16 protein-coding genes and 1 other annotated feature are annotated in these 14,377 nt (G+C 40.6%); of the genes, 12 read left to right on the top strand and 4 right to left on the bottom strand.

Going from position 1 to position 14,377, the window contains the following annotated elements; genetic code table 11:
- Positions 1 to 173: 173 nt before the first annotated feature.
- The 3 genes from ADU24_RS18360 (at position 174) to ADU24_RS18350 (ending at position 1,682) form a co-directional block, all read left to right on the top strand.
- Positions 174 to 530 carry a VOC family protein gene (locus tag ADU24_RS18360; protein ID WP_053367989.1) on the top strand — a complete coding sequence of 119 codons (357 nt, stop codon included), beginning with the start codon at positions 174 to 176 and terminating at the stop codon, positions 528 to 530.
- Positions 531 to 820: 290 nt separating this feature from the next.
- Positions 821 to 1,258, top strand: a complete 438-nt coding sequence (locus ADU24_RS18355) for a VOC family protein (RefSeq protein ID WP_053367988.1) — start codon at positions 821 to 823, stop codon at positions 1,256 to 1,258.
- An 88-nt stretch (positions 1,259 to 1,346) separates the two neighbouring features.
- Positions 1,347 to 1,682, top strand: a complete 336-nt coding sequence (locus tag ADU24_RS18350) for a hypothetical protein (RefSeq protein ID WP_053367987.1) — start codon at positions 1,347 to 1,349, stop codon at positions 1,680 to 1,682.
- A gap of 79 nt (positions 1,683 to 1,761) precedes the next feature.
- Here ADU24_RS18350 and ileS read toward each other — a convergent pair whose 3' ends face one another.
- Together ileS and ADU24_RS18340 are read right to left on the bottom strand one after the other, a co-directional pair.
- The gene (gene ileS, locus ADU24_RS18345; protein ID WP_053367986.1) at positions 1,762 to 4,854 is read right to left on the bottom strand and encodes an isoleucine--tRNA ligase; all 3,093 of its coding nucleotides are present in this window, start codon (positions 4,852 to 4,854) and stop codon (positions 1,762 to 1,764) included.
- 60 nt (positions 4,855 to 4,914) lie between these two features.
- Positions 4,915 to 5,154 (bottom strand) — a binding site (T-box leader).
- 278 nt (positions 5,155 to 5,432) lie between these two features.
- Entirely contained in the window at positions 5,433 to 5,582 is a 150-nt protein-coding gene (locus ADU24_RS18340; protein ID WP_053367985.1) for a YjcZ family sporulation protein, read from the bottom strand.
- Positions 5,583 to 5,759: 177 nt separating this feature from the next.
- Between ADU24_RS18340 and ADU24_RS18335 the strand changes: the two genes are divergently transcribed.
- The 4 genes from ADU24_RS18335 to ADU24_RS18325 all read left to right on the top strand — a co-directional run bounded on the left by ADU24_RS18335 (position 5,760) and on the right by ADU24_RS18325 (position 8,186).
- The gene (locus ADU24_RS18335; RefSeq protein WP_082306971.1) at positions 5,760 to 6,215 is read left to right on the top strand and encodes a GNAT family N-acetyltransferase; all 456 of its coding nucleotides are present in this window, start codon (positions 5,760 to 5,762) and stop codon (positions 6,213 to 6,215) included.
- A 492-nt stretch (positions 6,216 to 6,707) separates the two neighbouring features.
- The gene (locus ADU24_RS22720; protein WP_082306970.1) at positions 6,708 to 6,842 is read left to right on the top strand and encodes an FbpB family small basic protein; all 135 of its coding nucleotides are present in this window, start codon (positions 6,708 to 6,710) and stop codon (positions 6,840 to 6,842) included.
- A 55-nt stretch (positions 6,843 to 6,897) separates the two neighbouring features.
- On the top strand, positions 6,898 to 7,647 hold the full coding sequence (locus tag ADU24_RS18330) for a TerC family protein (RefSeq protein ID WP_231689640.1): 750 nt from the start codon (positions 6,898 to 6,900) through the stop codon (positions 7,645 to 7,647).
- Positions 7,648 to 7,799: 152 nt separating this feature from the next.
- Positions 7,800 to 8,186 carry a sporulation protein gene (locus ADU24_RS18325; RefSeq protein ID WP_053367984.1) on the top strand — a complete coding sequence of 129 codons (387 nt, stop codon included), beginning with the start codon at positions 7,800 to 7,802 and terminating at the stop codon, positions 8,184 to 8,186.
- Between the two features lie 353 nt (positions 8,187 to 8,539).
- Here ADU24_RS18325 and ADU24_RS18320 read toward each other — a convergent pair whose 3' ends face one another.
- Entirely contained in the window at positions 8,540 to 9,364 is an 825-nt protein-coding gene (locus ADU24_RS18320; RefSeq protein ID WP_331457059.1) for a serine/threonine protein kinase, read from the bottom strand.
- Between the two features lie 607 nt (positions 9,365 to 9,971).
- Between ADU24_RS18320 and ADU24_RS18315 the strand changes: the two genes are divergently transcribed.
- The 4 genes from ADU24_RS18315 to ADU24_RS18295 all read left to right on the top strand — a co-directional run bounded on the left by ADU24_RS18315 (position 9,972) and on the right by ADU24_RS18295 (position 12,387).
- On the top strand, positions 9,972 to 10,646 hold the full coding sequence (locus ADU24_RS18315; RefSeq protein WP_156324628.1) for a hypothetical protein: 675 nt from the start codon (positions 9,972 to 9,974) through the stop codon (positions 10,644 to 10,646).
- A 292-nt stretch (positions 10,647 to 10,938) separates the two neighbouring features.
- Complete coding sequence (locus ADU24_RS18310) at positions 10,939 to 11,394, top strand: hypothetical protein (RefSeq protein WP_231689639.1); 456 nt, start codon at positions 10,939 to 10,941, stop codon at positions 11,392 to 11,394.
- A gap of 62 nt (positions 11,395 to 11,456) precedes the next feature.
- Complete coding sequence (locus ADU24_RS18305) at positions 11,457 to 11,672, top strand: hypothetical protein (protein WP_053367981.1); 216 nt, start codon at positions 11,457 to 11,459, stop codon at positions 11,670 to 11,672.
- A 277-nt stretch (positions 11,673 to 11,949) separates the two neighbouring features.
- Entirely contained in the window at positions 11,950 to 12,387 is a 438-nt protein-coding gene (locus ADU24_RS18295) for a nuclear transport factor 2 family protein (protein ID WP_053367979.1), read from the top strand.
- A gap of 106 nt (positions 12,388 to 12,493) precedes the next feature.
- Here ADU24_RS18295 and ADU24_RS18290 read toward each other — a convergent pair whose 3' ends face one another.
- A complete protein-coding gene (locus tag ADU24_RS18290) occupies positions 12,494 to 13,303 on the bottom strand; it encodes an extradiol ring-cleavage dioxygenase (RefSeq protein ID WP_053367978.1) in 810 nt (269 codons plus the stop codon).
- A gap of 137 nt (positions 13,304 to 13,440) precedes the next feature.
- Between ADU24_RS18290 and ADU24_RS18285 the strand changes: the two genes are divergently transcribed.
- Complete coding sequence (locus ADU24_RS18285) at positions 13,441 to 14,373, top strand: hypothetical protein (protein ID WP_053367977.1); 933 nt, start codon at positions 13,441 to 13,443, stop codon at positions 14,371 to 14,373.
- Positions 14,374 to 14,377: the final 4 nt, after the last annotated feature.

Genomic DNA, 14,377 nt, shown 5'->3' with positions numbered 1-14,377 from the left:
TAACAAACAATACTGTGACAGGGATTCCTATTTATATTGGTAAGATAAACCCATTTGCAAAGGACGATGCAGGATTAGAGTCTATTTTTGTTGAATTCTTTAATAGGTAAGAGGAAGAAGGATTTAGCAATAATCGAAAAACAAATAATAATAACGGACAGGAGTTAGATACGATGATAAAAGGTCTCGGAGGAATATTTTGGAGAACCAAGAATCTTGAAGTAGTGAAAAAATGGTATAGTGAAGTGTTGCAGATTGAAATAGGCAATTGGAATGGGACGATGATTAAACCCCATTCAGGAAATGAAACGATCTTTTCATTCTTTGCTGAAGATGACAGTTATTTTCCAACAGACCAGCAAGTAATGTTAAATTTCCAAGTTGAAAACCTAAACGAGACTATAAAGCATCTAGAAAAAATTGGTGTACCTCTTGTGAAGGAAAAAGAGATTAGTGAATTTGGAAATTTTATTTGGATTGAAGATCCTGAAGGTCGACGAGTCGAGTTTTGGGAGAAAAAGGATGACTGAGGCGCCTTTTTGTTGAAGTCCATTTTGAGCTAAATGGGCAGCTTTGTAGCAGAAAAAAATTTAAGAGGATTATGTGAAGGGGGAATGATATGAAAAGTTTCTTGAAATGGAGTTATTTATGGGTGTTATTTGTGGGTATTTTTATAGGTTATTTTGGAATTCCGATGCTCTTCCGACTGCTTCATATCATCTTCAACAACGATGCGGGTTAGCATAACAAGACACAAGAATTGTTTACTTATTGGTATGGATAAATGGAGTAGTTGGAAGGAATGTAGGAGGTATGAGGCATGAAGATTAATAGAATAGATCATGTGAGCATAAACGTAAATGATCTTTCAGAGGCTAAAGCGTTTTTTCTTGATTTAGGACTTGAAGTGCAAGCAGAATGGGAATTGGATGGAGAACAGCTGGACAAAATTGTTGGGCTTAATGATGTTAAAACGGCTTGTGTAGCATTGGGGATGCCAGATGGCCAGGCATGGATAGAGCTAGTCAAATTTTATACGCCGTCAGATGAAAAGGACATTCAGAAACCTTTTGCAAATACGCTTGGTATCCGGCATATTTGCTTTGCTGTTGAAGATATTGAAGCTATTGTCGCAAAAATGAAAAAGAGGGGTACGGAAATCTTTAGCGAGATACAGCAATATGAAGAAAGATATAAGCTATGTTATGTTCGTGGTCCAGAGGGCATTATTTTAGAGCTGGCGGAGAAGATCGGATAAATCTTTAAATGATTGGATTTCCAGCTTTAAAAATCCTTTTAAAACTTTGGTCCAAATAAGATATTTAATGTCCATAGGGGGCAATGCTTTGAATGGATTTCACAAAATAATAGGTGTGATATTTTTTATAATAAACTTTTGCTTTATATTGGTTTCTACAAAAATCGCTGAAATGATTGTTGCACTAAGCAGGCTTGACGAGAGTAAAGGGTACATGATTACCGAAGCTGAGGAATTTAAGCTTTTTCTTTTTATGGGTATCCCAATGCTAGTGATTCAATTTTTTTTCTTGCTTTTCTTTTTCATTTTTTTGAAAAAAAAGCTATTCAAAAAATCTTCAATCATACTGAACTTATTAGCACATTTTCTTCTTTTGTTTTGGTTTATCTTTAACGTATATCAATTTACAATAAATGGTTATTAAACCAAGGAATTTGGTAACCCCCAAAAAAGCCCTGCAAAACAGAGCGAAAAGGATCCCTGTTTGCAGAGCTTTTTAAAGTTTAATGATTCAACGATACTTTTACTGCCTCATCCCCAAACTTCATTTCAAAACAGTTTCTGTGTTCGGTCAGCGAGTCATAGGTGATTTGCCGGACTAGTACGTTTTCTTTGATGAGCCCCTCAAACCTTTGAAGTATTTCCTTGGTGGCTTCGGTTGCCGAGAAGGCAATGTCTATATACCGTTCAACCGGCAAATCCAATTTTTTTCGGGTATCCTGGATTGCCCGGATCAAATCCCGGACCCGGCCTTCCTCCATGAGTACGGGGGTTAGTTTTACATCCAACAAGACCTTCAATTGCTGATCGCCAGCCATTTCGAACCCAGTTGCAACGGTATGGTCGACATGGACGTGTTCCTTATCCAATGTCACCGTTTGCCCACTTACCCTAATTTGAAGCTGGCCATTTTCCAATAGAGTCTTCTTTTCTGTTTCGGTTAAATGTTCAACAGATTCCTTAACGAAATTGACCAGTTTTCCAAAAGCCGAACCCGCTGTTTTAAAATTAAGTTTGAAAACGGTCGATTCATACTGTGACAGGTTTTCCGTATAAAAGACGTCCTTCACATTAAGCTCATCTTTGATGATATTAGAATAGCCGTCCAAATCGCGCACCCCGTCCTTGCGCCACACAATAAGCTGCTTTAATGGCTGCTTAACCTTCAGATTGCTGGCATTGCGGATGCTGCGGCCAAGCTCGACAATTTTCAAAACAGCCTGCATATCTTCTTCCAGCTCCGGATGAATCATTGAAAGCTCCGCACCAGGATAGTCCTGCAGATGGACGCTCTCCTGATGCAGCTTCAAATGGATATCCTCAGCAACATACGGGACAAACGGAGCCAGCAAGCGGCTAAGTGTGCTCAGCGTCTCAAATAGTGTTGAATAGGCTGCAACTTTATCCTCGGAAAGTCCGCTCGCCCAAAATCTCGTCCGCGACCGCCGTACATACCAATTGCTCAGTTCATCGGCAAATGCGGCAATTTCGCGTGCAGCCTGAGTGAATTGGAATCGGTCCATGTAGGCTTCAACTTCCCTGACTGTCCGATTCAGCCGTGAAAGTACCCACCGATCCAAAAGTGTCCGCGTGCCAGTATGGTGGGGGTTATAGGCAAAGCCATCGATTTTCGCATACATGGCATAGAACTTATACGTATTGTCCAATGTATCAACAAGCTTGGATTTGGCATCCTGGACAATCTTTTTCGAAAAACGCTTCGGATTCCACGGAGAACTATCGACGAGGAAGGCCCAGCGCAGGGCATCCGCTCCGTATTCCTTCATCAATTCATCCGGGTCGAGCGCATTCCCCTTGCTTTTGGACATTTTCTGGCCGTGCTCATCAAGGACATGGCCAAGCGATAACACATTTTTATAAGGAGCCTTGCCTGTAAAAAGAGTTGAAACCGCCAGCAGGCTATAGAAAAATCCTCTCGTCTGGTCGATTCCCTCGATTACCGCATCAGCAGGGAATTGAGAATGAAATTTTTCCTTATTTTCAAAAGGAAAATGGTACTGGGCAAATGGCATTGAACCGCTATCGAACCAGACATCGATAACTTCAGGCGTCCGGTCCATGGACCCGCCGCATTCCGCGCATGTGCATTTGACAGCGTCAATATACGGCTTATGAAGCTCGATATCGTCCGGGACTTCTGTTGCCACGAGTTTTTGAAGGGCGTCGATACTGCCAGGTGCTTCCTCATGCCCGCAAGATGAACAAACCCAAACATTCAGGGGGGTTCCCCAATACCGATTCCGGCTGATGTTCCAGTCAACGAGATTATCAAGGAAGTTCCCGAACCGGCCCTCTTTAATATGGTCAGGATACCAGTTCACCCCAGCATTGTTGGAAAGCATTTTTTCTTTCAACGCTGACATCTTTATAAACCAGCTGTCGGTCGCGTAGTAGAGCAGGGGAGAGTCGCAGCGCCAGCAGTGCGGGTAGCTGTGCTCGTATTTTTCTTTATGAAAAAGCGTTCCCTGTTGAGCGAGCATTTTGATGATCTCGACATCGCAATCCTTCACAAATTTTCCCGCAAGCTCCGTCACCTCTGCCGTATAGCAGCCGCGGGCATCAACGAGATTGACAAACGAAAACCCATTTTGCTGGACGGTTTTATAGTCATCCTCGCCGTAAGCAGGGGCGATATGGACAATCCCTGTCCCGCTCTCCTCCGTCACATAATCCGCCATTACAACCTCATGGCCTTTCCCGACAGCGGCATAATTGAATGGCGGCACATAACGCGTACCTCCAAAGTCACGGCCGCTATGTTCACTCAACAGCTCGTAATCCCCTAGCACCTTTTCAGCGAGCGATTTTGCGACCACATAAACTTCGTCATCCTTTCGTGCCCGCACATACGGCAAGTCAGGATTCATTGCCAGCGCGACGTTCGCCGGCAGCGTCCATGGCGTCGTCGTCCAGCCAAGGAAATATTCATTCTCCCGATCTTGCAGCTTGAATTTAACGGTTGCCGATAAGTCCTTTACATCCTTATAGCCCTGGGCAACCTCATGTGAGCTTAGCGAAGTTTGGCAGCTCGGACAGTAGGGTGACACCCGGTGGCCTTTATACAAAAGACCGTCGTGGTGAACTTTGGCGAGGATGTTCCAAACACTTTCAATATACTCGTTGCTCAAAGTTAAATAAGGCTGGTCCATGTCGACCCAGTAGCCCAATTCCTCTGTAAAAGAACGCCATTTTTTCTCGTATGTGAACACGCTCTCCTTGCATTTTTTGATAAAATCCTCAACGCCGTACTTCTCGATTTCCTGCTTGCCGGAGATGCCGAGCTGCTTTTCGACTCCGAGTTCGACTGGCAGCCCGTGCGTATCCCAGCCCGCCTTTCGTTCAACGAGAAATCCCCGCATCGTCTTGTACCGGGCGACCACATCCTTGATTGTCCGTCCAAAAGCGTGGCCAACATGGGGAAGGCCATTGGCTGTCGGCGGCCCTTCGTAAAAAACGAACGGGGTGTTGCTTTGCCTAAACCGAACCGACTCCATGAAAGTGTTCCTTTCCGTCCAGTAATTCCGGATCCGTTCCTCACGCCGAACAACGGATTCCTGCTTGTCATTAGAGTTCATTGATATCGCTCCTTTTTTTAAAAAAAGTATTCTAAAAGCACACAAAAAACCCCATCCCAAGCAAGGGACGGGGTTAGCCGCGATACCACCCTAATTCTATTGATCCGCTCAATAGCACTTAGCAACGTACAATCATACGCGTTCCTTGTAACGGCAGACTCCCGTCCAGGCTTACTCAACATTTTCAGCCTGGCTTCTCAGAGAGGATATTCACGCAACACTCGAACGCCGGCTTGCACCAAAATGCCGGCTCTCTGTGGATCAAGACGAAACGCTACTTTTTCTCATCAACGAATTTGTATGCTTTTATTGGAATAAATTGTAACAAATTGAGTTTGAAACGTCAAGGTATAAATTTATTTTTAACTACGAATTGGATGTATGTTAAAATTATACAAATGCGATATTTTGGAATCGTGTTTTTAGGTGAATTAAAGATTGATATGTGAAAAAACGCCGAGAAAGCGGAGGAGTCTCGGCGCTATTTTTTAGATAGTCAGGTTGGTGATAACACTTTTAATACGGTTTACGGATTATGATTGGATGAACGGCTTGAACAATGAATTTTTGAAAACAGATTACCAGCAAATTGTTGCACCGATGATAATTAGCAAAATGAACAGGACGATGATTAGGGCGAAACCACCGCCGTAACCAAAGCCACCACCGTAACCGTAGCCACCGTAACCACAGCAGCCGCCGTAACCAAAGCCACCATAACCGAACATGAACACCACCACCTTTGGGAAGAAGATACGATACGATATGTTACGTTTCTGGGTCTGGTATAGGCAGGAGCGGAGAATTCGATATTTTAATAAAATAAGTGCCCCAATAAGAAGTGGGAAAAGCAGATAAGAGTAGGTACGCTTGTATGAAAAAAGTGCCGTAGGGAGAGAAAACGTGTGAATCCAACTATAGAAATTAGGCCGGCAGCAGCCAAAGATGTAAGTGAGCTGTACGAATTGATGAGACTGTACATTGTTGATTTTTATCGACAGCCTGAACCAGAAGAGGATAAGTTAAAGGGCTTGATTACTCATTTGCTGGAGGCGCCTTCAAGCGGACTTCAGTTTGTGGCCGAGGAAAACGGGGAGTTAATCGGATTCGCCACTTTATATTTCACATTCAGCACCCTGAGGGTGAAAAGACAGGCAATCCTGAATGATTTGTTTGTGGCATCAAGGGCAAGAGGCAAAAAAGTTGGAGAAATGCTATTCAAGGCCTGTTTGGAATACATCCGGAAAAAAGATTTCTCTTCCATGACATGGGAAACCGCAAAGGATAATCTAGTAGCGCAATCACTATATGAAAGAATGGGCGGTAAGCAATCTGAGTGGCTTGTTTATGAAATTAACTAAGGTTAGGTAAAATGGCAATTGATTGGCAGTGCCTTTTTGATTTACGAAATCCTCTGGGTCATAGGAAGATCAAATACTTATCCGTAGCATGATTTCCACGTATGAGTAAGATATTTGACATGCATATAGGGAGTATAATATAGTTGCTTTAAATAGTTGAATAGTTCTCCTAAAGGGGAGTAGCTTTTACAACAAAGTCGTCATTGCGGAGTGTTGTCATTCCCGGCTTTGTTGGCAACATAACGTTGTTAGCAAGACCTTTACCTGTTGGTAAGGGTCTTTATTTGTAAAAAAAACCTTTACCAGATCTGGTAAGGGTTTTTTTATTTGGTGATTTTCGGTGGGAGGCAAGGCTATAGAAAAATAGACTTCATTTACTTGTGGCCATAGTAAATGAAGCCGTTAAACAAAAACGGCTTGTTAAATACAACGGAAGAAATTAGACGGCCACACTTTAACATATTAACAATAAAAGAAGGAGGAGATAACGTTATGAGAAAAGCAAAATTATCCTTTTCTGAATTACTCAGAAAAAACAAAGAAGAGCTTCTAAAAGATAAGGCGCAAATTGAAAAAATTGAAAAGCGCATTGAGGAAAAATATATAAACAACCAATTAAGATACTAAGGGAGAATTAAGTTACGTGGAACTTTCAATTTTATTATAATACGGCTGGGTACTATTGCTTTTAATTGCCATTGAGGGACTATTAGCAGCGGATAACGCACTGGTTTTAGCGATTATGGTCAAGCATCTTCTAGAAGAGGATAGAAAGAAAGCACTGTTTTATGGACTCGCAGGTGCATTTGTTTTCCGTTTTGCTTCATTATTTGCGATTTCCTTCCTTGTCGATGTATGGCAGGTCCAAGCAATAGGTGCTCTTTATCTTTTATTTATTACAATCAATCATATTGTTAGAAAATTGGTCGCAAATAAAGGAAAAGATATGAATATAGGAGAGGAGAAAAAGAAACAATTAGGGTTTTGGGGAACTGTTTTCAAGATAGAATTGGCCGATACCGCATTTGCAGTAGACTCTATTCCAGCAGCGGTAGCACTGGCAGTTACACTTCCTAATACAAAACTTCCCCAAATCGGCGGGCTAGATGGAGGGAAATTCCTCGTTATTTTTGCTGGAGGAATGATAGGTTTAGTAATTATGCGCTTTGCCGCTAATTTCTTTGTCAAATTGCTTCATACGAAACCTGGCTTGGAAATTGCCGCTTTCCTCATTGTCGGTAGGGTTGGAGTAAAGTTGTCTGTTTTAACATTATCACACCCGGAGCTGGCTTTATTGCCTGAAGGATTAGCTAACTCACCTGAATGGAAGATAACATTTTATGTTGTACTCGTTCTAATCTCATTGGGAGGCTGGTTTCTATCAAAGGATAAAAAAGAGTTGCATTCTGGAAAAGAATTTAAAGGTGTATAACCCTCCAAATTTTATAAGTCCGGGTTATAGAACGGGCCTGTAAAACGGGGCTCGCCCTGTAGAGTAAGTCCGATAGAAAATCCTCTAAAATCTCGAACAGAAAGCCACATGAAGAAATATGTGAAAACTTAAACGAATGAGGAGGGCATTCCTTGTTACTGAGGAAGTTAATGTCACGTTTAGGAATAGGTTTAGCACAAATTGATCTTATCTTGCCTAAGAAAACGTATAGTGCCGGTGAAAAAATTTATGGGCATTTCTTAATCAGAGGAGGTACTATTGAACAAAAAATCAAAAGAATCGACTGTGATTTGGTCATGATTGATCAATCTAAGGGTATAGAAAAAATAATAGATTCAGTAACGATCTTGTCATCTAGGCTTATTCCTTCGGAAGAATTAAATAAAATTTCGTTTACTTTTAATCTGCCGGCCTCTATTAGGGTTTCAACAGAAGATATATCGTACCATTTTAAAACAAAGCTTATTTTTAATGAAGGTTTGGAAAGTATAGACCAAGATATCATTCAAATCACCTAAAAACTCGTTCGTAAAAGTACATGTTTGGACGCTATATGAATAACCGTTATTGATTCTGAAGGATGGAGACAAGTGAAGCTGGGTAGACTTTGCTTAGTGGTTCTTATTATATTTTGTCCTTCATTTATGCTAGATTAAACAAAACACCAAGACCTATAAACAATGAAAAGAGGTAAAAAATGTTTAAAAAAATAATAAGGCAAATCAAACAACTCACCCAAGGCAGCAGCGAGCGAAGACATGGTTATTATCGCGGAGGCAGCAGTAGCAGCAGCCGGCGGTATAAACGATCTCCAATGAGTGGAAGTAACCGCTACAAGCGGAAGGGCCGGAGCAGCAGCTAACCTTCCTCTCTATGGCGAATGTGCTTTTTCGTTCGCTTTGAGTGCTGCATGAAGATCAGCCGAAATCTCACTAATATCCGTATAATGTTTGTTAATGCCCAATAGCCGTTTCAGCAAATATACTGTTTGCATTTCTAAAGAAAGTTCTTCTGTCCAAGGAAGGGCTTTCTTGTTTTTTGAAGAGTACGTCGTATAAAGCAAATATAAAAGTATTTCTCCTAAATCATAGTAGTCCTGTTGTTTCATTTCCAAGATACCTTCTTGTTTCTTCTGTAAAGAACTAGCTGGGGATTGGATAGGGGCTGCTGTGGCTCCCTTCTTAGACAACCCAAAATCGATTAAAAAAGGCTCATTATTTTTTAGTAAAATGTTTGGAATACGTAAATCTTGATGGTAAATGTCTTTTTTGTGAAGATAATCGACTAATTCGAGCAGCTGATCAAGAATGAGCAGAGACTCTCTCTCATTAAAAGTTTTCTTCTTGAAAAAAATTAGGTCTTCCAAATTGTCCCCTTCAATGAAACTCATTACATAAAAAAAATATTCGTTATCTGAGAAAGCTTCATATAAGCTTGGCATATTTGGATGGTTAAGCCTGCCCAACACAGAGGTCTCATTTTCAAACAGCCCAATCTCTTTTTTGTTACGCCGTTTACTTGGACGGAGCTGTTTAACCACTCTATTCTCTTCTGTCTTCAAGTCATTGCAAAGATAAACAATCCCATAGCTTCCAGCCCCTATAATATTCAAAACCACGTAGCGGCCGTTTAAAACCATCCCTTCTTTAAAAGGTTTATCAATAAAAGATTGGTAAATTTTCCGAATTAATCGCAAGATCGAAACTTTCCTCACCTCTTCTTTAAAAAGACCTTTATCGACTCGGCAGGCGAAATCTTGGCAAGTATACAATTGTCTTAACTGTCATTCTCCGAGCACAACGTGATATCATGATTTAATTTTAGCTGATTAACCATAGTACCTCCAACTTTACGGCCTTTTGTTCCCGCTCCTCATCCAGCCTTAATCATCACTTGAGAACTGTTCAAGCGGGCTTCAATTTGTGGGGAAAGAAAATAGTGAGTTAATCGGCTTCGCAACTTTGTTTTTACGTTAAGCACCCCTAGGGTAAAAAGGCGGGCTATCCTGAATGATTTGTTTGTAGTTTCAAGGATGAGAGGGGAAAAGTTGGTGAAAAGTTGTTCCAAGCCTGTTTGGACTACATACGGAAAAACGGCTTTGAATCCACGACTTGGGAAACCGCAAAAGATAGTCTTGCAGCCAAATCGCTGTAGGAAAAATTGGGCGGGAAACAATCTGAGTGGCTGGTGTACGAAATGAACTAAGGTTTAATAATTTTCCACTTAATAATTCAAGTCAGAAGGGATAATATGGAATAACGGAGAATTAAATGAATATAAATTTATTTTTTTTGGGGGAAGTAATGAAAAAGTACTATTCGCTGCTTACTTTATTGCTCGTTTTACCATTATTTTTGTATGGATGTGGTACCAAAGAAAAGATAGTTAAAGGGAATGCAAATGTCACAAATAATAAAATTAGCCAGGAGAGATATTTGGATCCCGTTTTTAAACCAGGCGACAGGGCAGTTTTATTGGGCGGCACTTGTTTGATTTACGAAAAAGAGGACCTTGAAAAATACTTCGAAGCTCTAGCAAACAATGACATGCAAACATTATATGAAATGGATATGGAAGAAAATACAATTGATTGCACAATTGGGGATGATAGACCGCTTAAGGTGGTAGAGGTGGATGGGAAAAAAGTTAAAGTAAAAGTAAAGTTCCTTGATGAAACAAAAACAGCTTGGCTTGGAGTGACCACCAATTTATTAACAAAAGCCTTTGATGGAAAAATTACTGCAGTTAAGGATGACCTTTTAGAAGTCGATTGTTCTAGGACCTACCAACAGGGTAAACCATGTACGGCAAAAATTACAGAAAACACAACATTTACTGATGAATTTGGGAATTACCTGGGTATTGAGGACTTTACAGAAGGGAAAAAAGTCTTGGTAGCCCTTGAAAAACCAGTAGATGCGGACAAGGATGTTGGAAATGGAGAAATGGAAATTCTGAGATTGACACTCCTCGATTAAATCTTAGGATCTAAAGGATGAAAAGTTGTATAACTATACATACAGATAGAGCTGCCTACAAAGGCGGCTTTTTTTGCATTTTAAAAAGGGATTCACGTTATAGAAACAGAATATGTTATATAAGGAATTATATGTAAAGTGCGGCTGGCCATAGGAGGGATGACGTATTAAAAAGTGGGTTTCTCTTGTTCCTGTATTACTCATTATTATTTTTCTGATGATGACAACTGGCTATCGGTTCACTCCATTAAGTGCAGCCAAGGCAAATTCATTTGTTACATGGGACTTTGACGTGATTGATGGATATAAAAGTGGTACATCCACTATTTTTTTATTTAAGAGTGATGCTAAAAAGGCGTATCGTACCGTTTTAGCAGAGAAATCGGGCTTATTATTTTATCGAAGTTATTCATCTACCTTTATCCCGTATAATTCGGATAAAATTCAGACCGTTGGAGGTATGAGCGTTACAACTGAAAATACGGAAGTGTCTTTTTTAAGTATCGTTTCAAACGATGAGAAAGTTGCCTATATAGAGGCCGGTGAAGAACCTGATGTTGAGAGAAAGAAAGTGAAAAAAGGAGAGCGAATTTCATTTTTATTTCCATATAGTATGCAGATCGATTTCCTTAATGCTAAGGCCTATGATCAAAATGGAAATGCACTCTATTATTACGGGTACCCAAAAGGGACAACTATTTTTTCGCCGGAAGATCTTAAATGGCACAAAATAAATGAGGAATTATGAAGTTGGGTGCCACCGTTCATGGGATTGTTAGACAAAAAAGATGTGGAGGGTTAGAAATTCAAATGGGAAAACAACTGATCTATTACTTTTTTATTGGAATCTTTTTTGTCATCTACTTTAAACTTTTCAGATTCTTGTACGTACGCATTGGAATGATGTTCGATTCGTCCTATGTCAACATTTTAGTGATGCTTCAGATTTTTATCACCATTGTTATTCTTATTCCTGCTTCGGTAGCCACGACAAGGAAGGTTTTCGATATTATTAAAAGCGATTAGGTCCAAACCCCTGGATTTAGGTCCTATCAATTTTTTACTTGAATAATAGCACAGGCATAGTATTGGGTGTGGGGTTAGAAGATATGTTGCAAAAAGGCAGGCGATTCGCAGAGGGATTGTACTGCTTCATATTAAATATGACCGTTAAACATTTTCAGCGGGAAAGCAGATTACAAATCCCTGTAAACCTAGAAGGGGAAAATTTCCAGACAAGGAATGTTTTAATGGCAAACATTAAATATGGATTCAAGTATATGATAAAGGAGCTGAATTCCTCATGACGGGTTTTACCAGAGTTAAAAATCTGTTGGGAAATTATCAAACTGCGGTTTATGAAAGAGATGTCGGGAAATTTTTATCCGGATACTCTGCTGATATCCATATGTATGATTGCTGGGATAGCTGGGAGGTTAAGGGCATCACCGGATTAAGCGAAATGGTGACAAGGTGGTTTACTGATTTAAGGGATGAGGGAGCTATACTTAAAGTAACGTTTACCGATTTAGTAGTGGAAGAAAATATAAATCTGGCATATATTCATTGTGCTGTTACTTTCGAGGCTCATAACGAAGAATCCGGAGAAAAACTGCGGCAGATTACCAATAGGTTCACCTATAGTTGTAAAAAAGAAAATGATTTCTGGGCCATTACGCATGAACATTCCTCAATTCCAATAAACGGCGAAACCGGGGAAGGTATTTTTAATGTGAAGTAAGAATAAGTTTGCTTTGAAAACTCAAACTTTAGGAGAGATTGTAGCTGTCATCTCTCCGTAAAGGTGAGTGGCAATCGGATATTCCGAATGCCACTCATTCATTTTCTCAGGCACGGTAACCCGCACAAATCACCCCGAAATAAGTTGGAACTTCGTAAGAAAGGAACTCGGCTTTTCTCTCTTTAAACGGAATGGCCCCGGCAAGAATCAACGTTTGCCAGATTCCGTCCGGCTTGGCTGCTTCAATAAAGTCCTCCTCGAATTCAGCCATTTTTTCAAGATTATTCGATTTGATCAATTCAACCGTTTCCCCATCGAATTTGCGCGCGGCAGGATCAAAGCCGTACGGGCCATCGGCGTCATGGGCATGTGCCCAATCACAGCTTGCAATCAATCCAACCCGCTTCCCCGATCTCTCCACGGCTGTCCGTAAGGCTTTTCCAAAAGCAAGGTGTTGCTCGAAGGCCATTTCCCTTGAAGGCGTAATCACAATAACCGGGACATCCGGCATAAAACGGAGCGGCACCATTGCTCCCCAGTCGAGTGGAAGGCAGGAAATCGGACCAGCGGACGTTCCATAATTGATTGTCGATGCCGGCACCCCGTCTACAGCCGCCTGTTCGTTAATCATTCTGGCAAGCTCCCGGTCGACCTTCTTTTCCATCGAAAAGCTTGCTTCATTTTCTTCTAAAAATCCTTCCATCCTTTCCGAATTGGCTATGGAAAATCGGCCGTCAATTCTTGTCCCGTGCGGTGTCAACACGACTAAACTATCCGGCCTGGCACTGCTCATCCATTCTCCGAGCCTCACCATATTTTCTCTCGTTTTCGCCATCCGTTCAGGCTTGGCACCTTGCAATTCGGGAATAATCTCGCCTCCGTGCGGAGTAATGCACGCAAATACAAATGGATTCATCAACACAACCACCTTAAAGAGTTTTAATACTAATTTGCTTAAAAGGGGGGAGAATCCTTCTTTTAAGTAATTTTAATAGGATAAATTGAAGTGTAAGTCGAATAACATATAATGGGATAAAAAAGGAGCCAGACTGTATGTTTCAAATGAAAGTAATGAAAGAATTTAAAACGTCCTATCAAATAAAAGTATCAAATGACCTTCGTTTTCTTGCTCATATAATGGGAGGAAAAACCGTAATTTATAAAACGGAATCATGGGAAAAAGTAGCGGAACTAACTAAACCTAAGCATCCTGGTTCGATACAGTTCTCACAAAACGGGGATTGCCTATACATAAAAAGCACCAATGGAACTTTATATGTTTATGAAACTTCCGATTTTAAACCAAAAAGTACTAAATCACCTAAATTGGTTGAAGGGGACTTCGGAGCCGTGGATGAGTCGATGGTTATCCTTGATTCTGTTCAAACCGAAGGAGGAGTCCAGCTGGCATTAATCAATCCTGAAAACGGCAAATTCGAGTTGCTTACAGACTATCAAGCACCGGGTACCTTGTTTTATTACAATCAGTCGCTTCCGCTTGAAAAATCACATCTCTTTACGTGGAGTCATATTAATAGCCAGACTGATTACCGGGAATATAAACTCTTACGGGTTGAAACAGCTAAAAGTAAGCCGGAAATAAAATTAATGGATAATCCCTTAAACTTAGTTTGGAATGCAGCTTTATTTGACGCGAATCATCAAGTTTACATCTTGATAATGGATTTTGAACTAACAATAGTTGATTCGGCATTTACTAAGGATGTAAGGAAAAAGCAGATCCTGGATGAGGATAAACGTGAAAACTTCGGGTACTTCTGTCATATTCACCAGTCTAATGATGGGCAATGGATTATAGTGGCGTATAGTAATGGGGTGATTATTTTAAGGATTGAAGACCTTGAACCAATTTTGGTGGTAAACATTCCTTATGCCTGTTTTGCCGAGTTCAGCCAGAATGATCAATACATGCTTGTTGGCACCTGGAGCAAGGGGTATTTACTAGAAAATAATTTGAACAAGTAAAATT

The organism is Bacillus sp. FJAT-27245, from assembly GCF_001273955.1.
Lineage (GTDB): Bacteria > Bacillota > Bacilli > Bacillales > Cytobacillaceae > Bacillus_D.
Note: the sequence above shows the minus strand (reverse complement) of the source record. Positions and strands in the feature narration are given on the sequence as shown.